This window comes from Amaricoccus sp. (assembly GCF_017995835.1).
Classification (GTDB): Bacteria; Pseudomonadota; Alphaproteobacteria; order Rhodobacterales; family Rhodobacteraceae; genus Amaricoccus.
The window spans coordinates 1-22,291 of the sequence record NZ_JAGOID010000054.1; the positions used below are offsets into that span (position 1 = coordinate 1).

The following is a 22,291-nucleotide window of genomic DNA, read 5'->3' on the forward strand; positions in this document are numbered from 1 at the left end:
CCTGCCGCACGAGAAGGGCTTCCACGTCAGCTGGGACCAGATCCACCGCGACAGCCGGGCGCTGGCGTGGCGGCTCGACAAGCGCGGGCCGGACAACGGGGCCTGGCGCGCGGTGGTGGCGATCACCCGCGGCGGCATGGCGCCGGCGATGATCGTGGCGCGAGAGCTCGACATCCGGCTGGTCGATACGATCTCGGTCAAGTCCTACGACTGGCAGCAGCAGACCGACGCGACGCTGCTCAAGGCGCCCGACGCCGCGCTGATGGGCGATGGCGAGGGCGTGCTGGTGGTCGACGACCTCGTGGACACCGGCAAGACCCTGGAACTCGTCCGCCGGCTCTATCCCCGCGCGCACTTCGCCACGGTCTACGCCAAGCCGCAGGGCCGGGCGATGGTCGACACCTACATCACCGAGGTGAGCCAGGACACGTGGATCTTTTTCCCATGGGACATGGCCCTGCAATACGTCCGGCCGTATCGGGGGGAGTGATCGCCCGACGGCGCGACGTGAGCGGCTGCGAACGGCGGCCTATTCCCCGGCCGCCAGCGGCACGGTGCGGGTAGCGCCGAAGCGGCGCTCGCGGGCGCGAAAGCGGTCGATGGCCTCGGCGAAGCGGGCGACGGTGAAGTCGGGCCACGGCGTTTCGGGGAAGTCGTACTCGGAATAGACCGCCTGCCAGAGCAGGAAATTAGAGACGCGCCGCTCGCCCGAGGTCCGGATGACGAGATCGGGGTCGGGCAGCGGGCGCGTGTCGAGCGCCGCCGCGATTTCGTCGTCGTCGATGTCCTCCGGGGAGAGCTCCCCGGCGGCGACCTGCCGGGCCAGCGCCCGCACGGCGCGCGTCACCTCGTCGCGCCCGCCGTAGTCGATGGCGATCGAAAGTTGCAGACCGCGACAATTGGCCGTCCGCACCTCCATCTCCGCCATCAGGCGCCCGAGCGACGGCGGAATGCGATGGCGCATGCCGATGAACCGGACCTTCACGTCGCGCTCGGCCAGCCGCTCGGTCTTGCTGGCGATGTAGGTGCGGAAGATCCGCATCAGCCCCTCGACCTCGGCGAGCGGCCGCCGCCAGTTCTCCGTCGAGAAGGCATAGAGGGTCAGATGCGTGACGCCCAGCTCCGGGCAGGCCCGCACGATTTCCGTCACGCGGCGCGCCCCGCGGGCGTGGCCGGAGAGACGGGTCATGCCCCGGCTCTCGGCCCAGCGGCCGTTGCCGTCCATGATTACGCCCACGTGGAGGCTGCCTGCGCCGCCGGAATCGTACATCTGTTGTTCGCCTGCTCTTTGCCGCCCAGTATTGCACAATTCCGGAGGTGGGCGACAGTTCCGTTTTGGTGGGGCGTCGGCGGGGACCTGCCGAGCCGCTTGAACGTGATACGCCGCCCGGGGAGCCCGGGCGGCGTTCTGTTTCGACTTGGCCGCGGCCGTCAGTGAGCCGATGCGCCTTCGGCGCCGAGGCCCGTCTGCGAGCGGACGTACTGCGGGCCGAAGCCCGCGATCTCCGCCTGCGCTGTCTTGCTGCTGTCGGTGATGGAGAAGAACCAGGTGGCGATGAACGCCAGGGACACCGAGAACAGCGCCGGGTTGTCGTAGGGGAAGATCGCCGCCTCGTTGCCGAAGGTAGTCACCCAGACCGCCGGCGACAGGATCACCAGGATCACCGCCGAGGCGAGCCCGAGGAAGCCGCCGATCAGCGCGCCCCGCGTGGTGAGCTTCGACCAGAACATCGACAGCACCAGCACCGGGAAGTTCACGGAGGCCGCCACCGCGAAGGCGAGGCCGACCATGAACGCCACGTTCTGGTTCTCGAAGATGTAGCCGAGGATGATCGCCACGATGCCGAGGCAGACCGTGGAGATCTTCGAGACGCGGATGACGTCGGCATCCGCCGCCTGCCGCTTGGTGATCACCGAGTAGTAGAGGTCATGGCTGACCGCCGAGGCGCCGGCCAGCGTCAGGCCCGCCACCACCGCGAGGATGGTCGCGAAGGCCACCGCCGAGATGAAGCCGAGGAACAGCGAGCCGCCCACGGCGTCGGCGAGATGGACCGCCGCCATGTTGGTGCCGCCGACAAGTCCCGTGAGCTTGTCCCAGGTGACCGCGCCGTCGGCGCCGGTCGTGGTGGTGTAGAAGTCGGGGTTGTTCATCAGGAAGACGATGGCGCCGAACCCGATGATGAAGGTGAGGATGTAGAAGTAGCCGATGAAGCCGGTGGCGTAGAACACCGACTTGCGCGCCGCCTTGGCGTCGGCGACCGTGAAGAACCGCATCAGGATGTGCGGCAGGCCGGCGGTGCCGAACATCAGCGCGATGCCGAGCGAGATCGCCGAGATCGGGTCCTTCACCAGGCCGCCGGGACGCATGATCGCGTCGCCCTTGGGCTGGATTTCGACCGCGGCATTGAACAGGTTGCCCGGGCTGAAGTTGTAGTGCCATAGGACCATGAAGGCCATGAAGGTGGCGCCCCCGAGCAGCATGCAGGCCTTGATGATCTGCACCCAGGTGGTGGCGAGCATGCCGCCGAAGGTGACGTATATGATCATCATGATCCCGACGAGGATCACGGCGAGCAGGTAGGGCACACCGAACAGGAGCTCGATCAGCTTGCCGGCGCCGACCATCTGCGCGATCAGGTAGAAGGCGACGACGGTCAGCGTGCCGGTCGCGGACAGGATCCGGATCGGGGTCTGCTGGAGCCGGTAGGAGGCCACGTCGGCGAAGGTGAACTTGCCGAGGTTGCGAAGCCGCTCCGCGATCAGGAACAGCACGATCGGCCAGCCGACGAGCCAGCCTACCGAATAGATCAACCCGTCGAAGCCCGAGGTGAAGACGAGGCCGGAGATGCCGAGGAAAGATGCCGCCGACATGTAGTCGCCGGCGATGGCGAGGCCGTTCTGGAAGCCGGTGATGCCCCCGCCCGCCGTATAGAAGTCGGAAGTCGACTTCGTCTGCGACGCCGCCCACTTGGTGACGAACAAGGTCATGCCGACGAAGATGACGAACATGATGATGGCGGCGGTGTTGACGCCGGCCCCACCCTGGCTCTGGGCGTAGGCGTAGACCGGCAGCAGCGCCACCGCGCCTGCGATCAGTCCGTTGCGCACGATGGGATGCATCACTCGACCTCCCTCAGGACTTCTTCGTTGAGCCGGTCGAAGGTGGTGTTCGCCTTGGCGACGTAGATGCCGGTCAGGACGAATGCCGACACGATGACGAAGAGGCCGATCGGCACGCCGATCGTCGTGACGCTGCCGGCGCCGATCGGCGTCCCGAGGAAGCCCGGCGCATAGGCGACGAGCAGGATGAAGCCGAAGTAGATCACCAGCATCAGGATGCTGAGGATCGTCGCGAGGCGCGTGCGCTGGCGCACGAGCTCCTGGAACTTGGGGCTTCGGCTTATGCGGTCGTAGGCGCTTTCGTTCATGCGGTGCGTCTCCCTTGTTTTGCGCCGACGTCCTCCGACGCGCGGCCTGATCCCGCCGGTATACATCCGTGTGCCGACGGGCATTGATCTATCTCATGCTGCTGCATTGCAGCAAGAAATTTCACAACTGGAACTCGATAGCTACCTTCTGCTGCAAGCGGCGGGCTTCCTTGAACGATTCTCGCAAGATGCGGCGGTCCAGATCGTTGAGCCCGGCGGGGTCCACTCGATTTCCCAGCGGTTCTCGTCGGCGGGACTGCTCCTCGTTGAGCCGCATCCGCAGCATCCGGATGAAGTCGTAGGCCGCGATCCAGGCTTCCGCATCGGCCTGAGAGATGCCGCCCGCCTTGACGACGCCGCTGATTCGGGCGACGGTGTTGGTCTCGCCGACACGGCGCCCGAGCGCTAGGATGCGCGCCGCATCGACGAAGGGCGTCACGCCGTTCACCTTGAGATCGAGGGTGTTCTCCTCCGCCCCGGCCCCGCTCAGCCGGAAGTCGCGGAAGACCCCGCCGAGCGGCGGCGCGTTGCGCAGGGCGTTCGCCGCCATCTGGCGGCGGAAAAGGGCGTTGTCCGCCGCCGCGGCCAGCAGCCAGGCGCGCAGCGCCTCGGCGCCTTCCACCGGTCCCCAGACCGGCCGGAAGTCGAAGTAAATCGAAGCGTTGAGCAGATTCTCCGGCGTCGTCGCCCGCATCCAGCGCAGGAACCGGGCGCGCCATTCGCGCACGCTCAGGCAACACTCGGGATTGCGCGCCATCACCTCGCCGGTGCAGAGCGGGAAGCCGACGGCGTCGAGCGCCATGTTCACCTTCTCGGCGATCGGCAACAGGATCGCCCGCGCCTCTACGTCTTCCATGCCTTCGGGCGTCTCGAACAGGATGCCATTGTCCTGGTCGGTCTTGAGCGTCTGCTCCTGCCGCCCCTCGGAGCCGAAGGCGAGCCAGGTGAAGGGAAACGGCGGCGCGCCGGTCTCGGCCAGCGTCAGGTCGACCACGCGTCCGACGGTCTGGTCGTTCAGCAGGGTGATGATGCGGGCGATCTGCTCGCCCTTGACTCCCTGAGCCATCATCTGTCCGACGAGGCGGTGGACGTCGCGCGCCAGAGCCGCGAGATCCGCGATAGAACCGGCGGCGGTGATCGCCTTCGACAGGTTGACGAGACCGACGCGCTGCATCGCGAAGAGGTCGCGTTCGGAGACCACGCCGACGAGGCGGTCGGCCTCGACGACGAGCACGTGCCGCACCCCGGCCTGGGCCATCGCCATGGCCGCCTCAAAGGCGAAAGCGTCGCGCGGCACGGCGACCGGATCGGCCGTCATTACCTGGGCGATGGGCGCATTGAGCGACGTTGCTGGCAGCGCCACCCGGTTCAGGAGATCCTTGAGCGTGAAGATGCCGACCGGCCGACCGGCCTCGTTCGCCACCACGATAGAGCCGACCTTGCGCTCGGCCATCGTGCCCAGCGCCTCGCCGATCGGGGTTTCCGGCCGAGCCGTCACCGGCCGCGGAAAGCTTCGTGCGGAGAGCGGCACTGTGAGCGAGCCCTCGCCGAAGTCGCGTTCCGCCTCGGCGGCGCGGTCGGCCTGGCGGACCAGACCGGCGACCCGGCTGGCGCAGAACTCGGTGAAGACGTCCGAACGCTTGCGCAGCTCCTCGAAGCCGGCCCGGTCCATCGCGAGGCAGACCGCGTCCGTCTCCGCCCGGCGGTCGCTGTGGACCGGGCGTTCCTCCGCCAGCGCGCCGAGCGGGAAGCAGTCGCCCTCGACCAGCGCCCACACCGGCGCGTCCGGCTCGCGGTCGCGCCCGACGATGCGCCCTTCGCGCACCACGTAGAACCACTGCGCCGGTCCGGCCTCGGGTTCGGTGATCACCTCGCCGGCCGGAAAGTGGATGGGTTTCAGGCGCGCGGCGAGGAAGTCCACGTCCTCGATCGCCATGCGGTCGAAGGGAGCGTGCCTCCGGAGGAAGTCGGCCACGTCGATTTCCGGCTCGTCCAGCATCCACGTCTCCGATCAGGCGTTCCCGGCGAAGATTGCGCCGCGCTGGCGCAGCTCCGCCGCCATGTTCGAGGCCCGCATGACCTCGCCGAAGGTGTTGATCCCGCGCGCCTCCAGCCTGTCCATGAGCTTGATCAACAACTGCGCCGTCGCGATGGTGTCGCCGAGGGCGCTGTGCCGACCGTCGATCAGGATGCCGTAGCGCTCGCAGAGCCCGTCCAGCGAGTGGTCCTCGTCGGCGCCGTCGAGCATCGATGAGACGAGCATGGTGTCGAGAACCGGAGAGTCGAACCGAACCCCCGCCGCGCGTTCCTTCAGGCTCAGGAACTTCATGTCGAAGGCGGCGTTGTGGGCCACCATCACCGCGTCCGCGACGTAGGCGTGGAACTCCGGCAGGATCCCGAGGATGGAAGGCTTGCCGGCGACGTCGGCGTCGGTCACGCCATGGAACTTGATCGAGCCGGGCGGGATGGGCCGGCCCGGGTTGACCAGCCGCTCGTAGCCCTCCCCGGTCAGGATGCGGCCCTGGACCACCCGCACGGCGCCGATCTGGATGATCTCGTCGCCCTTCGTCGGCTGGAGTCCGGTCGTCTCGCAGTCGAAGACGACGTAGTCGAGCTCGCGCAGCAGGCGCGCCCCGATCTTCGCGTCGCCCTGGTGCGCCTGCATCAGTCCGAAGTCGTAGAACTCCGGACGCGGCGCCTGGCGGCGCAGACCGGGAACGAACTGCGGGCGGTTGGGAGCGAGGAGGGGCAGGCGCAGCTTGGCCATGCCGGCGCCGGCAGTGGTGGACCACGGCTCCGAACCGTGCCGCTCCAGCACGTCGCGCAGGCGCTGGCTCTCGGTCTCGCCGCACGGCAGGTCGAGCCAGCCTTCGAGCACCCCCGCAGCGACCGGCTCGCCCGTCCAGACGAGGTCGAGATAGACGCGCCTGTCGCCGAGCATCGGCTCGATCTCGAAGGCGGTCGCGCCGGTGGCGTCGTGGATGCGGCCGATCAGGATCTCGATGGCCTGGAGGAGCGACAGGCTGTCGCCGTGCAGCCAGAGTGGCAGCCCGACCAGCGTCGCGGTCAGGCCGCGCTCCGCCAGCCCCGGCTCCAGCATCCGCACGAGGTCGCCGGAAAAGATGTCCGCCATCGGCCAGCGCCCGAGCATGTGCCCGCGGATCTCCGCGCCCAGGTCGTCGATCGTCTGCGAAATGCGCGCGCTCTCGTCGAGGAGCACCCGCTCGAACGCCGCCCGGTCCGCCGCCGGCATCTCGGGGAAGGTCGCCATCGTTTCCGCGGCGGCCCGGAGGTTGCCGACCATGCCGCGCAGGTCGCGCGTCAAGGCCCTGCGCACCCCGTCGCCCTTGGCGAGGAGCGCCAGTTCGCCCGAGATGTCGACGAGCGTGACGAGATAGCCGGTCACCGCCCCCGAGGGGTCGGCGAGCAGGGCCATCCTGCCGTGGAACAGCCGCGAGCGGTCGATCGCCGTGCAGACGAACGGCGCGGACAGTTCCAGCGGGGCGTCGGGGTCGGTGGCGTGCCGCCCCTCCAGCCGTCCGAGACTGTGGTTGAGCGGCGCGAGCGCGATGAGGTCGCCGAGGTTGCGTCCGAGTCCCACCGCCTCGGGGGCGCCGAGCAGGCTTACCGCGGCCTGGTTGCAGAGCAGGATGCGGTGCTGGCGGTTGCAGACCACCACGCCCTCGGCCAGCCCCTGGAGGATCGTCTCGAGCCATGCCTTCTGGGCGTCGACCCGTGCTGTCTCCGACTGGGTCGCCTTGCGCCCCTCGCGCCGTGCGGAACGCAACGCTGTCACCAGCCCGTCGACTTCGCCCGCCAGCGGCCCCAGAAGCGGCGCGGCGCCTGCCGGCACGTCGGCATCCTCGCTGCGGGACTCGCGCAGCGCCCGGAGCCGGCGGGCGAGGCGTGCGGCCGGCGCCACGACGAGGCGGAATCCGACGACGACGGCGGCGAGCATCACCGCGGCCGCCGTCGCGCCGGCGGCTGACGCCGCCCCCGGAGACCCCCCTGCCAGCCAGGTCGCGCCCCACACCAGCCCGAATCCGGCGATGAGCCCCAACCCTATCGCCGGCGCGGCTCCCATTGTCGCCTCAGTCCTGCGGCATGTACTGGCGCACCCGTTCGATGACCTCACGCGTCGAGAACGGCTTGGTAATGTAGTCGTCGGCCCCGAGCGCGAGGCCTTTCTCCTGCTCGATCGCGCGTCCGCGCGCGGTCAGCATGATGATGCGCACGCCGTTCCATTCCGGCGTCGCCCGCACGGTCTGGCAGACCTCGTAGCCGTCGCGCTTGGGCAGCATCACGTCCAGAAGCATCACGTGCGGCGCCCGCTCCCGCAGCGCGGCCAGCGCCGCCTCGCCGTCGGTCGCCACCCTGACCTCGAACCCCTGACCCTTCATCAGGTACTCGAGCGACAGGGCGATGTTCGGTTCGTCGTCCACCACGAGCACGGATCCGACCGCCATGTGCGCATCCCCCCAGTTGCTTTCACGGCAGAGTTGCTCCTGCTCTTCGGCGCGGAGCCTAGGCGATGCTCTCGCCGCGTTCCAGACGAAACTTTCGGCCGCGATCCGTGTGGCGTCAGAGCAGGCGGGCCAGCGCGGCGGGCAGGCGCGGCGCATTGAGCGACATGATCCGGTAGATCTGCCCGTAGAGCGTCACGGTCGCGAAAAAGAACACCGCGCTCAGCAGGGCGCTGTCGTAGGCGATGGCGGCGAGCAGGCCGGTAACGAGCGGCAGGACCCAGGTCACGGCGGCGGTCGCAGGGTTGCGCAGGTGCTCGCGGTCGCGGTCGGGCACGATGCGACGTCCGTAGTGGCGATGGGCGAGCATGTGGAAATGCACTCGGTCCGGCTTGCCCACGCTGTGCCCCTCGCGCCGGGACTTGCGCCGCATCGAGGCGAGGGTCTCGATCACCGGGTAGCCGCAGATCAGCAGCGCCGTCCAGGCCGAGATCTCGACGTTGCGCGCCGGCAGCAGCACGCCGAGGCAGGCGAGCAGGTAGCCCGCGAAATAGGCGCCTCCGTCCCCGAGAAAGATCCGGCCGAACGGGAAGTTCAGCACGAAGAACCCGAGGATGAGTCCGGCGAAGCCGATCGCGAGCCCGAAGACCAGCCCGTCGCCGACCTTGTGGGCGATCCAGGCGAAGGCGCCCAGCATGATGAGGAGCGCGCCCGCGGCGAGTCCGTTGAACCCGTCGATGATGTTGATCGCATTTGCGACGCCGCCCATCGCGAAGGCCGTGAACAGGAGCCCGCCGAGCGTGAAGGACAGGAGCCAGTCGACGCCGGGCAGATCGACGTCGTTCATCACGTAGCCGGTCAGCGCCGAGAACAGCAGCCCCGCCAGCATGGTCGCCAGGAGCCGGGCCCGCACGCCGACGCGCTTGGTCAAATCCTCGCCGAGGCCGGCCGCGAAGGCCGGAATGCCGGCGATCCCGATGGTCGCCCAGATCCCCTGCAACTCGGCCGGAACCACCGGCCAGACGAGCGCACAGGTCACGGCTATCCCGATGCCGCCGACTCTCGGCGTCGGATCCTTGTGGAACTTCTGCACCCCGTCGGTGCTGTCATGGGTGATGCTGCCGTGCCAGCGCTGGGTCAGGATCAGCAAGGCGCACAGCGAGAGGCAGAGGCCGAACCCGGCCGCCGCCGCCACCGTTATACCCCAATCTGCCGTAGCCTGCCCCAAGCCGCCCATGCCGAGAACGCCGTTGCCCCGTTCCACGGAACTGCCTTGCCCATACCGCATTGCGGCATGAAATGCGAGGGGTGATTCGCGCGGCGGGCGTCGCGTCAGTCCGGGTTGCGTTCCGGCCCCGTATAGCCCGCCGGGTTGCGCGCCGCCCAGCCCCAGGCCGAGGCGCACATCTCGGCGACCCCGAACTCCGCCCGCCAGCCGAGAACTCGCTGCGCCCGCGACGGGTCGGCCCAGCTCGCCGCGATGTCGCCGGCCCGCCGCGGCCCCACCGTCAGCGGGATCGCCTGGCCGCTCGCGGCGCGGAACGCCTCGACGAGCTCCATCACCGACGCCCCGCGGCCGGTGCCGAGGTTGAAGGCTTCGCAGCCGGCGCCGCGCCCGGTCTGCTCGACCGCCGCGACATGGGCGCGGGCGAGGTCGACGACATGGATGAAGTCGCGCACCCCGGTCCCGTCAGGCGTGTCGTAGTCGTCCCCGTGCACCGTCAGTCGCGCGCGCCGGCCCGTCGCGACCTGGGTGACATAGGGCATCAGGTTGTTCGGGATCCCCTCGGGGTCTTCGCCGATGCGGCCGCTCGCATGGGCGCCCACCGGATTGAAGTAGCGCAGGAGCGCGATTGACCACGTGGGGTCCGCGACGGCCAGATCCTCGAGGATGCCCTCGATCTGCAACTTGGTGCGTCCGTAGGGGTTGGTCGTGCGCCGCGGATGCGCCTCGTCGATCGGCAGGTAGTCAGGATCGCCGTAGACCGTCGCCGAGGACGAGAACACGAAGCGTCGGCAGCCGGAGTCCTGAAGCGCCTGCAACAGCGTCACCGTGCCGCCGACGTTCACGTCGAAATAGGAAAGCGGCTTCGCGACGGACTCGCCGACCGCCTTCAACCCGGCGAAGTGCACCACGACCTCCGGCGCGAAGTCGTGCGCGACCTCGGTCATCGCGGCGCGGTCGCGGATGTCGGCCCGGGTGAAGCCGAAGTCGCGGTTGGCGAGCTGGCGTACCCGCGCCAGCGCCTCCGGGCTCGAATTGGCGAAGGTGTCGACGACATGGGTCTCATGACCCGCTGCAAGCAGCTCCACGAGCGTGTGACTGCCGATGTAGCCGGCGCCGCCGGTGACCAGGATACGCATGTCGAAACCTCAGGACGCGAAACCGAAAGCCGTGAGCCAGGGCCGGGGCGCCCGCACGCCGATCTGGCGTTCGCCGAGCCAGGCGCTGATCCGCCAGGCGAGGCTCTTCCAGGCCGGATCGATCGGCAGCCCGTGCCCGAGCCCGGGCAGGAGCGTCGTCTCCGCGCCATATGCCATGGCGATCGACCAGAGATCGGTGATCGGCACGAACGCGTCGCGATCTCCCTGTACGGCCAGCATCGGGGTGGAGCGGGCGAGCGGCCATGCCGGCAGATCCCAAGCGAGCCCGTCGGCGAGCGCGGACGGGCTTTCCGGCGACAGGTTGAGCCCCAGCCCGAGGATCCAGTCGTCCGGCGTCTCGTCGGTGAAGAGCGCCCGGCGCAGCGCCTCGGGTCCGTAGCGGTCGCCGGCGCCGGCCTGAGCGACCAGGAGAGCGGCAAGGACGTCCGGGGAGGCGGCGAGGTTCCAAAGCGTGGGCGCGAGCCCCATCGGCCCCGGCGACGACACCAGCACCACGCCCGACAGCCTGCCTTCGGCGGCCAGGTGCTGCGCGACCAGCCCGCCGAGCGAATGCGCCACCGCGACCGGCCGTCCCAGCTCTTCCGCCGCCTCGCGCGCAACGCGGACGTAGTCGCGCATCCGGGCGTGGTAGCTGGTGCGACCGGGCATGAGCGGCGCCGCCACGCGGTGGCCGCGGCGCACAAACCAGGGAGCGACGAAGCGGGTCCAGACCTCGGGACCGGCGAAGGCCCCGTGCAGGAAAAGGAGCGGCGGTCGATCGGTCATGCTCGTTGATGTATCCTCGCGCATCTCGCCTGTCGAGCGCCCGTCCCATGCCTTAGCGTGCGGCCGCGAAAGAAATGCTAACGCCGTGCGGCACACGATTGAAGGGGCGTCTTCGCCGGCCCGGGCCCTGTCCCTGCCGGCCCGGGCGGGAGGCGCGGAAACGCTGTACGGAACTGACGATTTTCCCGCTGCGCCGGACAGGCAGGCGCGCTAGGGTCGCGCCGAACCGGAGCTATTGGGGGAGCGTCACATGCCGGATCTCGGCCACTTCATCGACGGCAAGCGCGTCGCCGGCACGTCCGGGCGCTTCGCCGACGTCTACAACCCAGCGACCGGCGAGGTTCAGTCGCGTGTCCCGCTGGCCACCCGCGCCGAGCTCGACGCCGCCGTCGCCTCCGCCGCCGCCGCGCAGGTGACGTGGGCCGCCACCAACCCGCAGCGCCGCGCGCGGGTGATCATGCGTTTCGTCGACCTGATCAACCGCGACCTCGACAAGCTCGCCGAGGCGCTGTCGCGCGAGCACGGCAAGACCTTTCCCGACGCCAAGGGCGACGTGATCCGCGGGCTCGAGGTGGCGGAGTTCTGCGTCGGCGCGCCGCATCTGCTGAAGGGCGAATACTCAGACAGCGCCGGGCCGGGGATCGACATGTATTCGATGCGCCAGCCGCTCGGCGTGGTGGCGGGCATCACGCCGTTCAACTTCCCCGCCATGATTCCGCTCTGGAAGATGTGCCCGGCGATCGCCTGCGGCAACGCCTTCATCCTCAAGCCGTCCGAGCGCGACCCATCCGTGCCGCTGATGCTGGCCGAGCTGTTGCAAGAGGCGGGGCTGCCCGACGGCGTGCTCCAGGTTGTCAACGGCGACAAGGAGTCGGTCGACGCCATCCTCGACAACCCGACGATCATGGCGATCGGCTTCGTCGGCTCGACCCCGATCGCGGAATACATCTACGGCCGCGGCTGCTCCAACGGCAAGCGCGTGCAGTGCTTCGGCGGCGCCAAGAACCACATGATCATCATGCCCGACGCCGACCTCGACCAGGCGGTCGACGCGCTCGTCGGCGCGGGCTACGGCGCCGCGGGCGAGCGTTGCATGGCGATCTCGGTCGCCGTGCCGGTGGGAGAGAAGACCGCGGACGCGCTGATCCAGAAGCTTGTCCCAAAGGTCGAGAGCCTCAAGATCGGGCCGTACACGGCGGGGAACGACGTCGACTTCGGCCCTGTGGTGACGCGCGCGGCGCAGCAGCGGATCCTCGGGCTGGTCGACAGCGGCGTGGCGCAGGGCGCCGAGCTCGTGGTGGACGGCCGCGGCTTCAAGATGCAGGGCTACGAGAACGGCTTCTTCGTCGGCGCGTGTCTGTTCGACCGGGTGACGCCGGCGATGGACATCTACAGGGAGGAGATCTTCGGGCCGGTCCTCTCCACCGTGCGGGCGAAGTCCTATGACGAGGCGGTCGACCTCGCCATGTCGAACCCCTACGGCAACGGCACCGCAATCTACACCCGAGACGGCGACACGGCGCGCGACTTCGCCAGCCGGATCAACGTCGGGATGGTGGGCGTCAACGTGCCCATTCCGGTGCCGCTCGCCTATCACACCTTCGGCGGCTGGAAGAAGTCGGGCTTCGGCGACCTGAACCAGCACGGGCCGGACGCCTTCCGCTTCTACACCCGGACGAAGACGGTCACGGCGCGGTGGCCGAGCGGAATCAAGGAAGGCGCCGCCTTCTCCATGCCGACGATGGAGTGAGCCGGACCGCCCCGGCCGTGCGGGCCGGGGCGAAGCCGGTCGGTCAGCGGCAGGCGGAGGCTCCGGAAGCTCCGGCCGCAGCGGCAGAAGGCGGCGTAAGGGCGACATGCCGCGACTTCGGCGATGCCGGAGCGCGGCTACTCAACCGCCGGGAGGACTGAGGTGGATTTCGCACTCTCCGAGGAACAGCAGGCGATCTTCGCCATGGCCCGGGACTTCGCCCGGGAGCGCATCGCGCCCCATGCCGAGGAATGGGAGGTTGCGGGCACGATCCCGCGCGAGGCGTTGCGCGAGGCCGGCGAACTCGGCTTCGCGGCGATGTACGTGCCCGAGGAGATGGGCGGCGCCGGGCTCTCGCGGCTCGACGCGACGCTGGTCTTCGAGGCGCTCGCCATGGGCTGCCCGGCGGTGTCGAGCTTCGTCTCGATCCACAACATGTGCGCGAGCATGGTGGCGGCCTACGGGACGGACGCGCTGAAGGCGCGCTGGCTGCCGCGCCTCGTCACGCTGGAGGCGGTGGCGTCCTATTGCCTGACCGAGCCGGGCTCCGGCTCCGACGCGGCGGCGCTGCGCACGCGGGCCGTCCGCGGCCCGGCGGGCTGGACTCTCGACGGGTCCAAGGCCTTCATCTCCGGGGGCGGCTATTCCGACCTCTATGTCGTGATGGCGCGGACGGGCGGTGAGGGGCCGCGAGGGATCTCGACGCTCGCGGTCGAGGCGGGCGCGCCGGGCCTCTCCTTCGGGGCGCTGGAGCGCAAGATGGGCTGGAAGGCCCAGCCGACGGCGCAGGTGCAGTTCGACGGCTGCACGGTCCCGGCCGAAAACCTGATGGGCGAGGAAGGCTCGGGCTTCCGCTACGCCATGAAGGGGCTCGACGGCGGCCGGCTCAACATCGCGGCCGCGGCGCTGGGGGGCGCGCAGGCGGCGCTGGACAAGGCGCTCGCCTACACCGGCGAACGTCGGGCCTTCGGACAGGCGATCCGCGACTTCCAGGCGACCCAGTTCCGCCTCGCAGACATGGAGACCGAGTTGCAGGCCGCCCGGGTCTTCCTGCGCCAGGCGGCGTGGAAGCTCGACCGGGGCGCGCCGGACGCCACCAAGCATTGCGCCATGGCCAAGCGGCTGGTGACGGACACGGCCTTCAAGGTCGCGAACGACGCCCTGCAACTGCTGGGCGGCTACGGCTATCTCGCCGACTACGGCATCGAGAAAATCGTCCGCGACCTGCGGGTCCACCAGATCCTCGAGGGCACGAACGAGATCATGCGGGTGATCGTCGCCCGCGCGCTCATCTCGGAGGCGGCATGACCGACGACGTCCTGGCCCGCAAGGAAGGCCGCGCCGGCCGGATCACGATGAACCGGCCGAAGGCGCTGAACGCGCTCACGCATGACATGGTCCTCGTGATCGAGCGGGCGCTGGAGGACTGGCACGACGACCCGGAAGTCCAGCTCGTCCTCATGGATTCCGTCGGGGATCGCGCCTTCTGCGCCGGCGGCGACATCGCCGACATCTATCAGCGCGGCCGCACGGGCGACTTCTCCTTCGCGCGCGACTTCTGGGCGGACGAGTTCCGGCTCAACGCGGCGATCGGCCGCTACCCCAAGCCCGTCGTGGCGCTGATGAAGGGATATGTCCTCGGCGGCGGCGTCGGCCTCACCGGTCATGCCAGCCATCGCATCGTCGGGGAAAGCTCGCGGGTCGCCATGCCGGAATGCGCCATCGGCTACGTTCCCGACGTCGGTGGAACGCATCTCCTCGGCCGGGCGCCGGGCCGGCTCGGCGAGTATCTCGGTCTTACCGGCTGGCGCATGGGCGCGGCCGACGCGATCCTCGCCGGGTTCGCCGACACCTTCGTTCCCGAAGCGCTCTGGCCCGATCTCGCCGCCCGGTTGATCGAGAGCGGCGACGCGGCGGTGATCGCGGATTTCGCCGCCGAGCCTCCCGCGGGCGAGCTCGCCGGGCGACGCGACGACATCGACGACGCCTTCTCGGCCCCCGACCTCGCCACGCTGGTCGCTCGACTGGAGGCCTCGGACTGGGGGCACGAGACGCTGACGGCGCTGCGCAAGCTCTCGCCGCTGTCGATGGCGGCGACGATGGAACTGGTCCGCGCGGCGCGGCGCGAGCCGGGGCTCGAGCTGGCGCTGGCGCGCGAGCTGCGCGCCGGCGTTCGCATCTTCGAGAGCGGCGACATGATGGAAGGCGTCCGCGCCCAGGTCATCGACAAGGACCGCAGCCCGCAATGGGCCGACACGATCGACAGCGTCACGCCGGCTCAGGTCGCGGCGCTGATGGAGTCGCTCGGCCCGAACGAGCTGAAGCTGCCGCAGGCTTGAGGAGAAAGACATGAAGGTGGGTTTCATCGGGCTCGGCAACATGGGCGCGCCCATGGCGCGGAACCTCGCCGCGGCGGGCCACGAGGTCACCGGGTTCGACGTGACGGGCGCGGCGATCGAGGGTGGGGCGGTCGCCGCTACGGCAGCCGAGGCAGCGGCGGGACGGGATGCGGTGGTGACCATGCTTCCGAACGGCGCGATCCTGCGCGCGGTCTACGCCGAGATCGTCCCGGCGGCGCGCAAGGGCGCGGTGCTGGTCGATTGCTCGACCGTCGACGTCGCCTCGGCCCGGGCGGCGGCGGCGGAGGCCGAGGCCGCCGGGCTTCGCGCGGTCGACGCTCCGGTCTCGGGTGGCACCGGCGGCGCCGCGGCGGGCACGCTCACCTTCATGGCCGGCGGATCGGAGGCGGCGTTCGCGCTGGCGTCGCCGCTTTTCGAGGTGATGGGAGCGCGCACGGTTCATTGCGGAGGGTCCGGGTCGGGCCAGTCGGCCAAGATCTGCAACAACATGATCCTCGGCGTGTCGATGATCGCAGTCTGCGAGGCCTTCGCGCTGGCGGACAAGCTCGGGCTCGACCGGCAGGCGATGTTCGACGTGGTCTCGACCTCGTCGGGGTCGTGCTGGTCCATGAACACGTATTGTCCCGCCCCCGGCGTCGGGCCGAAGTCGCCGGCCGACGACGGCTATCGTCCCGGCTTCGCCGCCGAACTGATGCTCAAGGATCTCGGCCTCAGCCAGCAGGCGGCCGAGGAGGTCGACGCGCCGACCCCGATGGGGGCGCGTGCCGCCGAGCTCTACGGGGCGTTCGTCGCAAGCGGCGGAAAGGGAACCGATTTTTCCGCCATGCTCCCGTGGCTCGAAAAAAAATCGCGGTCCGCGTAGGTCCGCGCGAATAAGTCGCGGGCCGCAACGTTGTCTTAACCGAGGGCGGCGTGGGAGTTGACGCGTCTGTGGGGAGACGCGGTGTCGGTGGGTTGTGTTCCTGGTAAGTGCCGCCCTCGCTTCTCCGCCGCAAGTCGGCGGGGCAGGGCCTGCGGTGGCCAAGGCCGCCAAGCAGCTCTGGCCACGGTCAGGCTTCCCCAGGCCCGGGGGCTGTGTCGTGCCGTATCCGGACGCCGTGTGGGGCGGCGTCCCGGGGGCTCGGCGGGAGCGAAAGAGCGGGCGCGCTCGGGAGACCGGGCGCGCCCGCGCCATGCCGGCACAGCCTGAATGAAACTCGGCGGCCGCCGATTCATCCGTCAGGGTCGGCGAACTGATGCGGTTTCCGTCTGAAGATTTCGGCGTCAAAGGTTTACGGCGGATCCTTCGATGCACGCTCCATGCACAACGTATGCACAACGAATATGCCAAGCAAAAGAGTCAGAATTGAATCGTTAGTGCGCGCGGCATTCGGGCGGAGGCGGTATGACGCCGGTCAGACCGTCGGCGGTCGAGGCGGTCGCCTTGCCTCGGCGGTGCGGTTCATGGCGAGATAGCCTCGGCGTCGCAGCGATCACTCCTCCGGATCGTCGCGAGGGGACGGGGCGATCACGCCGCGGCGCTGGAGCCACGCGGCGACGAGGAGACAGCCGAGCGCCCAGCCGGCGCCCGCCGCCCAGCCGGCGAGAACGTCGGTCGGCCAGTGGACCCCGAGATAGACCCGACTCGTCCCGACGAGGAGCGTGAGAACGATGGCCACGGTCAGGATGTAGACGCGGACGCGCCGGCGCTTCTCGACGCGGGCGAGCATGACCGCGAGGGTCAGGTAGACGACCGCCGCCATCATGGCGTGGGCGCTGGGGAAGGACGACGTGTAGGTGACGGCGCCATGCGGCACGAGATCGGGGCGCGGGCGGTCGAAGCCACCCTTGAGGAGCATGCTGACCGCGTTCCCGGACGCGGCGGCGCCGAGGGCGAGGGCGGTCGCGCCGCGCCGTCCGGTCAGCCAGAGATAGCCGGCCGCGGTCAGCGTCACCATGACGAGGACGCCCGTGCCGCCGAGCGCGGTGACGTCGCGGGCGAACTCCTCCACCCAGCCCGGACCGAGCGGGTCGGCCGGATCGCCGGGATCGCGCAGCGCGAGGAGGACGGCGACGTCGAAACCATGGGTCTCGCCCTCGCGCATCTCGTCGGCGAGCTGCGCGAAGGCCCAGCCGCAGGCGGAGATGACGAGGAGGGCGACGAGCGCACGGCGCCCGACCAAGGGTCGCGCCCGGTCGAGCGTGCTGCGGGCGAGTCGGCGGAGGCTCACGCCACCACCCGGCAGGTGAGGTTGATGCGGCCGCCCTCGGGCAGGAGACGGGACGAGCCGAAGCGGATGCGGTCGACGCCGTGATAGGCCAGTCGCGCCGGGCCGCCCATCACCACCACGTCGCCGCTCTCCAGCTCGATCGAGGCGGTCGGGTCGCCGCGTTCGGGTCCGCCCATGCGGAACAGCGCGGAATCCCCGAGGCTGATCGACAGGACCGGCCAGCGGAAGTCGCCCTCGTCGGCGTCGCGGTGCAGCCCCATGCGGGCCCTGGCGCCGTAGAGGTTGACGAGGCAGCAATCCGGGTCGCGCTCCGCCGAGGCGAGATCGCGCCACAGGGCGAGCACCGCCGGAGGGATCGGCGGCCACGGCACGCCGGTCGGATGGCGCGGCTCGTAGCGGTAGCCGCGGCGGTCGGTGACCCAGCCGACCCGCCCGGCGGAGGTCATCCGCACGCTCATCGGCTTGCCCCACGGCGTGACCGGCGCAAGGAAGGGCGCCGCGACGGCCACCAGCCGGACGTCCTCGAGCAGCGCCGCCTGCGCCTCGGGATCGAGCCGGCCCTTGTGGATCACGAAGCCGTCGTGGTGGATCGTCGGCATTCCGCGCCTGTCAGGGCAGAAGAGCCGGAAACCGCGCGCCGTGGCTCCGGTTGTGGCGCGTACGGAGGGCGAACGGCGGCGCTCCGAGGGAGGCGATCATTGGCATGCGCAAGTCATAGAGATCCTGCGGGCAGCGCGCATCCCGAATTGTGCGGCCGGAACGGTCACGTCGCGGGCGCATTCATCGTAACGGGCGCGGGGCGTTTCGCAAAGCGGTCGGAGACCCCATCTTGTTGGCGGGCGCCGCGACGGAAAGGCGGCGCCGGGGCGTTGAACCCCGGAGAACCGGAAGCGAGGGCCGCATGGCAGGACATCTTCTGGACGCGGCGGGCAAGCCGCCGGTGCAGCGACTGCGGTCCGACGCCGGCGCACCCGCCCGGCCGCGCGTCGTCGAGCCGCCGCTGCCGCTGCCGACCGGTCCCCGCCCGCGGCGCCGGGGCGGGATCGCCGCGGCGCTGGCCGTCGCGCTTGCGCTCGGCGCCTGGTTCTGGCTGCGGCCTGCCGCGGAGACGGCGCCTGCGCCGATCACGGCGCCGGTCGCCCTCGGCTCGGTCGAGGAGAGCGTGCTTGCGACCGGCCTGCTGAAGCCTTCCAACCTCGTCGCGGTCGGCGCGCAGGTTTCCGGCCGCATCGTCAACCTCGCCGTGAGCCTCGGCGAACAGGTGCGGGCCGGCGAGTTGATCGCCGAGATCGACCCGGCCCCGCGCCAGAACGCGATCCGGATCGCCGAGGCGACGCTGGCGCAGGTGCGCGCCGAGCGGGCGGAGCAGGAGGAGACGCTTGCCGAGCAGCTGCGGGTGCTCGCCCGGCGCGAGGCGCTCGCCGCGCGTTCCGCGATCTCGGAGGCCGACGCGGAGACCGCGGCCTCGGACGTGGCGGTGACCCGTGCGCGGATCGACGCGCTCGACGCGCGAATCCGCGCCGCCGAGGTGGCGGTCGACGACGCGCGGATCGACCTCGGCTACGCCCGGATCACCGCTCCGAGCGACGGGACGGTGCTGGCGGTCGTGGCGCAGCAGGGCCAGACGGTGAACGCCATGCAGTCGACGCCGACCATCGTCGTGCTCGGCGCGCTCGACGTGATCAGCGTGGAGGCCGAGATCTCGGAGGCCGACGTGGTGCGCGTCGCGCCGGGGCAGGAGGTCTGGTTCACGATCGTCGGCGACGCCAGCACCCGCTACGCCGCGACGCTCGACTCCATCGCGCCGGCGCCGAGTTCGATCACGGACGACACCCTGCTGACCGGCGAGGCCTCGAGCGCCAAGGACGAGGCCATCTACTACAACGGCATGTTCACCGTGCCGAACCCGGACGGACGGCTGCGAACCTACATGACGGCTCAGGTCCATGTCGTGCTCGGCCGGGCCGAGAACGTGCCGACCATCCCCGCGGCGGCGCTCGGCGCGCTGAACGCGGATGGGACGCGCGAGGTGACCGTGGTCGGCGACGACGGGGCCCTCGAAACCCGGGCGGTCGAGGTCGGGCTGCGCGACGAGGCGCTGGTCGAGGTGCGCTCCGGGCTCGCGGTCGGCGAGATGGTCTCGATCGGCGCGACGGACTGGACTCCGGCGCGCTCGACGGCGCAGGGCCGGCGCGGGCCGCCGCCGATGGGTTTCTGAGGCGGTGCAGGCCCGGCCTCCCCTCATGGAGCTGCGCGGCGTCTGGCGGACGTTTCCCTCGGGGGACGATGTCACGCCCGTGCTGCGGGACGTGTCGCTGACGATCGCGGAGGGCGAGTTCGTCGCCATCGTCGGCGCGAGCGGCAGCGGCAAGTCCACGCTGATGAACATCCTCGGCTGCCTCGACCAGGCGAGCGCGGGCAGCTACCTGGTGCGCGGGCAGGACGTGGCGCGCCTCGACGGCGACGCGCTGGCGGCGCTCCGGCGCGACACGTTCGGGTTCATCTTCCAGCGCTACCACCTGCTCGCCGAACTCACCGCCGTGGGCAACGTCGAGGTGCCGGCGGTCTACGCCGGCGCCCTTCCCGCCGAACGGCGGGCCCGGGCGGGCGCGTTGCTCGGGCGGCTCGGGCTCGGCGACCGGCTGGAGCACCGGCCCGGCCAGCTGTCGGGCGGACAGCAGCAGCGCGTGTCGATCGCGCGGGCGCTGATGAACGGCGCCGAGGCCATCCTCGCCGACGAGCCGACCGGCGCGCTCGACAGCCGTTCCGGCGAGGAGGTCCTGCGCATCCTCGACGAGCTGAACGCCGAGGGCCACACCGTGCTGATCGTCACCCACGACCCGGAGATCGCCCGCCGCGCCCGGCGGATCGTCGAGATCCGCGACGGGGTGATCGTGTCGGACCGCCCGAGCGGCGTCGCGTCCGCGCCGGCGGCGCCGGTCGCGGGTGCGGCGTCCGGGCGGCGCGGCATCCGCGTCTGGGACGGCGCGCGCGAAGTCCTGCGGATGGCGCTCGCGGCGATGAACGCGCACCGCCTGCGGACGCTGCTCACGATGCTCGGGATCGTCATCGGAATCGCCGCGGTGGTGAACGTCGTGGCGCTGGGCACAGGGGCGCAGCGGCAGGTGCTCAGCAACATCTCCGGCCTCGGCACCAACACGCTCGAGGTCTTTCCGGGCGAGGACATGGGCGATGTGCGCTCGGGCCGGATCCGGACGCTGGTGGCGGCGGACGCGGATGCGCTGGCGGCGCAGTCCTACGCGGCGGCGGTCACGCCCACCGTGCAGACGAGCGTCACGGTCCGGCGCGAGGGCGAGGCGGCGACGGCGTCGGTCTCCGGGGTGGCGGAGACGTTCTTCGCGGTCCGGGGCATCACGCTCGCCTCGGGCCGGCTCCTGCGGCCGGAGGACGTCGCGGCGCGGGCGCAGGTCGCGGTGATCGACACCCGCGCGGCCGATGCGATGTTCGGTCCCGGCGCCGACCCGGTGGGGCAGTACCTTCAGGTCGGGCGCGTGCCGGTGCAGGTCGTCGGCGTGTCGAACCCGCGGCAGGGCTTCGGCGGCAACGACAACCTCAACGTCTACCTGCCCTACACCACGGTTCAGACCCGGATGCTCGGCACGACGACGCTGCGCAGCGTCACGCTCAAGGTGGCCGACGACGCCGACATGGCGGCGGCCGAGGCGGCGGCGACGGCGCTTCTCGAGGAGCGGCACGGCCGCCGGGACTTCTTCATCGTCAACACCGACGAGATCCGCGAGACCATCGTTTCGACGACCGAGACGATGGCGCTGCTGATCGGCGCGATCGCGGTGATCTCGCTGGTGGTGGGCGGAATCGGGGTGATGAACATCATGCTCGTCTCGGTGAGCGAGCGGGTGGGCGAGATCGGGGTGCGCATGGCCGTCGGCGCGCGGCGCTCGGACATCCTGCGACAGTTCCTCGCCGAGGCGACGCTGGTCTGCCTGATCGCCGGCGCGCTCGGCGTCGTGGTGGCGCTGGCCATCGGCGCGGGGATCTCGGCGTTCGGGTCGAGCCTTCCGTTCGTCTACTCGCAGACGGCGATCGTGACGGCGGTTCTCTCCTCGATGCTGATCGGGGTGGTCTTCGGCTACCTGCCCGCCCGCCGCGCCGCGGCGCTCAGTCCGGTGGCGGCGCTGTCGCCGGGGTGAGGCGGCCGCCGTCGCGGGGCGGCGTTCCACCTGCGGGCCGGACAATCGCGCATGAGACGGTGGGCGGGCTGCTTGCAGCGCATTTTCCCGGCGCCTATATACCCGCCGAGTTCGGGCTCCGCACGAACGCGTGAGCCCAGACAGGGATGCGGGACGGGGGCCGCTCCAGGACCCGCCTCGCGATATCGCCGCAAGAAAGGACCACTGAATGCCTAAAGTCATCGGTATCGACCTCGGCACCACCAACTCCTGCGTCTCCATCATGGACGGCAGCCAGGCGCGGGTGATCGAGAACTCCGAGGGCGCCCGGACCACCCCCTCGATCGTCGCCTTCACCGACGACGAGCGCCTCGTCGGCCAGGCCGCGAAGCGCCAGGCCATCACCAACCCCGAGAACACCCTCTTCGCCATCAAGCGCCTGATCGGCCGGCGCTACGACGACCCGATCACGACCAAGGACAAGGGCATGGTGCCCTACAAGATCGTCCCCGGGACGAACGGCGACGCCTGGGTCGAGGTGAAGGGCGAGAAGTACTCCCCCAGCCAGATTTCCGCCTTCATCCTCCAGAAGATGAAGGAGACCGCCGAGGCCTATCTCGGCGAGAAGGTGACGCAGGCCGTCATCACCACCCCCGCCTACTTCAACGACGCCCAGCGCCAGGCGACCAAGGACGCCGGCAAGATCGCCGGGCTCGAGGTGCTGCGCATCATCAACGAGCCGACCGCGGCCGCGCTCGCCTACGGGCTGGAGAAGCAGG

At 70.3% G+C, this 22,291-nt stretch carries 19 protein-coding genes; 8 read left to right on the forward strand and 11 right to left on the reverse strand.

All coding sequences use genetic code 11. The features are described from left to right. Window position 1: 1 nt before the first annotated feature. Window positions 2-490 (forward strand): xanthine phosphoribosyltransferase, encoded by a 489-nt coding sequence (gene gpt / locus KBA23_RS09905; protein ID WP_290740135.1) that lies wholly within the window; start codon window positions 2-4, stop codon window positions 488-490. Window positions 491-529: 39 nt separating this feature from the next. Here gpt and uppS read toward each other — a convergent pair whose 3' ends face one another. The 9 genes from uppS to KBA23_RS09950 all read right to left on the reverse strand — a co-directional run bounded on the left by uppS (window position 530) and on the right by KBA23_RS09950 (window position 11,041). Next, a complete protein-coding gene (gene uppS, locus KBA23_RS09910) occupies window positions 530-1,270 on the reverse strand; it encodes a polyprenyl diphosphate synthase (RefSeq protein ID WP_290740138.1) in 741 nt (246 codons plus the stop codon). Between the two features lie 161 nt (window positions 1,271-1,431). After that, on the reverse strand, window positions 1,432-3,120 hold the full coding sequence (locus tag KBA23_RS09915) for a cation acetate symporter (protein WP_290740141.1): 1,689 nt from the start codon (window positions 3,118-3,120) through the stop codon (window positions 1,432-1,434). Continuing rightward, on the reverse strand, window positions 3,120-3,428 hold the full coding sequence (locus tag KBA23_RS09920) for a DUF485 domain-containing protein (RefSeq protein ID WP_290740144.1): 309 nt from the start codon (window positions 3,426-3,428) through the stop codon (window positions 3,120-3,122). Before KBA23_RS09920 ends, KBA23_RS09915 begins: the two co-directional genes overlap by 1 nt. Before the next feature lie 121 nt (window positions 3,429-3,549). Continuing rightward, entirely contained in the window at window positions 3,550-5,427 is a 1,878-nt protein-coding gene (locus KBA23_RS09925) for a DUF294 nucleotidyltransferase-like domain-containing protein (RefSeq protein WP_290740145.1), read from the reverse strand. A gap of 12 nt (window positions 5,428-5,439) precedes the next feature. Continuing rightward, entirely contained in the window at window positions 5,440-7,488 is a 2,049-nt protein-coding gene (locus KBA23_RS09930) for an exonuclease domain-containing protein (RefSeq protein ID WP_290740147.1), read from the reverse strand. 31 nt (window positions 7,489-7,519) lie between these two features. Next, window positions 7,520-7,894 carry a response regulator gene (locus tag KBA23_RS09935; RefSeq protein WP_290740150.1) on the reverse strand — a complete coding sequence of 125 codons (375 nt, stop codon included), beginning with the start codon at window positions 7,892-7,894 and terminating at the stop codon, window positions 7,520-7,522. A gap of 115 nt (window positions 7,895-8,009) precedes the next feature. Beyond that, complete coding sequence (locus KBA23_RS09940; protein ID WP_290740152.1) at window positions 8,010-9,155, reverse strand: glycosyltransferase; 1,146 nt, start codon at window positions 9,153-9,155, stop codon at window positions 8,010-8,012. A 68-nt stretch (window positions 9,156-9,223) separates the two neighbouring features. Then, on the reverse strand, window positions 9,224-10,255 hold the full coding sequence (gene galE / locus KBA23_RS09945; RefSeq protein WP_290740154.1) for a UDP-glucose 4-epimerase GalE: 1,032 nt from the start codon (window positions 10,253-10,255) through the stop codon (window positions 9,224-9,226). Between the two features lie 9 nt (window positions 10,256-10,264). Next, window positions 10,265-11,041 carry an alpha/beta hydrolase gene (locus KBA23_RS09950; RefSeq protein ID WP_290740157.1) on the reverse strand — a complete coding sequence of 259 codons (777 nt, stop codon included), beginning with the start codon at window positions 11,039-11,041 and terminating at the stop codon, window positions 10,265-10,267. 250 nt (window positions 11,042-11,291) lie between these two features. On the opposite strand from KBA23_RS09950, the gene KBA23_RS09955 reads away from it, so the two are divergent. The 4 genes from KBA23_RS09955 (at window position 11,292) to mmsB (ending at window position 16,013) form a co-directional block, all read left to right on the forward strand. Next, window positions 11,292-12,791: a CoA-acylating methylmalonate-semialdehyde dehydrogenase gene (locus KBA23_RS09955; RefSeq protein ID WP_290740159.1), complete on the forward strand. Its 1,500-nt coding sequence runs from the start codon at window positions 11,292-11,294 to the stop codon at window positions 12,789-12,791. Window positions 12,792-12,953: 162 nt separating this feature from the next. Next, a complete protein-coding gene (locus KBA23_RS09960; RefSeq protein ID WP_290740161.1) occupies window positions 12,954-14,099 on the forward strand; it encodes an acyl-CoA dehydrogenase family protein in 1,146 nt (381 codons plus the stop codon). Beyond that, window positions 14,096-15,130, forward strand: coding sequence for an enoyl-CoA hydratase/isomerase family protein (locus KBA23_RS09965; RefSeq protein ID WP_290740164.1), 1,035 nt, complete (start codon window positions 14,096-14,098; stop codon window positions 15,128-15,130). Before KBA23_RS09960 ends, KBA23_RS09965 begins: the two co-directional genes overlap by 4 nt. A gap of 10 nt (window positions 15,131-15,140) precedes the next feature. Then, a complete protein-coding gene (gene mmsB / locus KBA23_RS09970; RefSeq protein ID WP_290740166.1) occupies window positions 15,141-16,013 on the forward strand; it encodes a 3-hydroxyisobutyrate dehydrogenase in 873 nt (290 codons plus the stop codon). Between the two features lie 610 nt (window positions 16,014-16,623). Here the strand turns inward: mmsB and KBA23_RS09975 are convergent. After that, the gene (locus tag KBA23_RS09975; RefSeq protein ID WP_290740176.1) at window positions 16,624-17,235 is read right to left on the reverse strand and encodes a phosphatase PAP2 family protein; all 612 of its coding nucleotides are present in this window, start codon (window positions 17,233-17,235) and stop codon (window positions 16,624-16,626) included. 122 nt (window positions 17,236-17,357) lie between these two features. After that, entirely contained in the window at window positions 17,358-17,960 is a 603-nt protein-coding gene (locus KBA23_RS09980) for an alpha-ketoglutarate-dependent dioxygenase AlkB (protein ID WP_290740168.1), read from the reverse strand. A gap of 302 nt (window positions 17,961-18,262) precedes the next feature. On the opposite strand from KBA23_RS09980, the gene KBA23_RS09985 reads away from it, so the two are divergent. The 3 genes from KBA23_RS09985 to KBA23_RS09995 all read left to right on the forward strand — a co-directional run. Beyond that, window positions 18,263-19,579: an efflux RND transporter periplasmic adaptor subunit gene (locus tag KBA23_RS09985; RefSeq protein ID WP_290740171.1), complete on the forward strand. Its 1,317-nt coding sequence runs from the start codon at window positions 18,263-18,265 to the stop codon at window positions 19,577-19,579. Between the two features lie 25 nt (window positions 19,580-19,604). Further along, a complete protein-coding gene (locus tag KBA23_RS09990) occupies window positions 19,605-21,533 on the forward strand; it encodes a MacB family efflux pump subunit (RefSeq protein WP_290740177.1) in 1,929 nt (642 codons plus the stop codon). 208 nt (window positions 21,534-21,741) lie between these two features. Beyond that, on the forward strand, window positions 21,742-22,291 hold a 550-nt coding region (locus KBA23_RS09995), incomplete at its 3' end, for an Hsp70 family protein (protein WP_290740174.1).

What these genes read in the sequence shown, in the direction of transcription:
- uppS (WP_290740138.1), bottom strand. Translation starts at nt 1,270, where the DNA reads ATGTACGATTCCGGCGGCGCAGGCAGCCTCCACGTGGGCGTAATCATG.
- KBA23_RS09915 (WP_290740141.1), bottom strand. Translation starts at nt 3,120, where the DNA reads ATGCATCCCATCGTGCGCAACGGACTGATCGCAGGCGCGGTGGCGCTG.
- KBA23_RS09920 (WP_290740144.1), bottom strand. Translation starts at nt 3,428, where the DNA reads ATGAACGAAAGCGCCTACGACCGCATAAGCCGAAGCCCCAAGTTCCAG.
- KBA23_RS09925 (WP_290740145.1), bottom strand. Translation starts at nt 5,427, where the DNA reads ATGCTGGACGAGCCGGAAATCGACGTGGCCGACTTCCTCCGGAGGCAC.
- KBA23_RS09935 (WP_290740150.1), bottom strand. Translation starts at nt 7,894, where the DNA reads ATGGCGGTCGGATCCGTGCTCGTGGTGGACGACGAACCGAACATCGCC.
- galE (WP_290740154.1), bottom strand. Translation starts at nt 10,255, where the DNA reads ATGCGTATCCTGGTCACCGGCGGCGCCGGCTACATCGGCAGTCACACG.
- KBA23_RS09950 (WP_290740157.1), bottom strand. Translation starts at nt 11,041, where the DNA reads ATGACCGATCGACCGCCGCTCCTTTTCCTGCACGGGGCCTTCGCCGGT.
- KBA23_RS09955 (WP_290740159.1), top strand. Translation starts at nt 11,292, where the DNA reads ATGCCGGATCTCGGCCACTTCATCGACGGCAAGCGCGTCGCCGGCACG.
- KBA23_RS09965 (WP_290740164.1), top strand. Translation starts at nt 14,096, where the DNA reads ATGACCGACGACGTCCTGGCCCGCAAGGAAGGCCGCGCCGGCCGGATC.
- mmsB (WP_290740166.1), top strand. Translation starts at nt 15,141, where the DNA reads ATGAAGGTGGGTTTCATCGGGCTCGGCAACATGGGCGCGCCCATGGCG.
- KBA23_RS09975 (WP_290740176.1), bottom strand. Translation starts at nt 17,235, where the DNA reads ATGCGCGAGGGCGAGACCCATGGTTTCGACGTCGCCGTCCTCCTCGCG.
- KBA23_RS09980 (WP_290740168.1), bottom strand. Translation starts at nt 17,960, where the DNA reads ATGCCGACGATCCACCACGACGGCTTCGTGATCCACAAGGGCCGGCTC.
- KBA23_RS09985 (WP_290740171.1), top strand. Translation starts at nt 18,263, where the DNA reads ATGGCAGGACATCTTCTGGACGCGGCGGGCAAGCCGCCGGTGCAGCGA.
- KBA23_RS09990 (WP_290740177.1), top strand. Translation starts at nt 19,605, where the DNA reads ATGGAGCTGCGCGGCGTCTGGCGGACGTTTCCCTCGGGGGACGATGTC.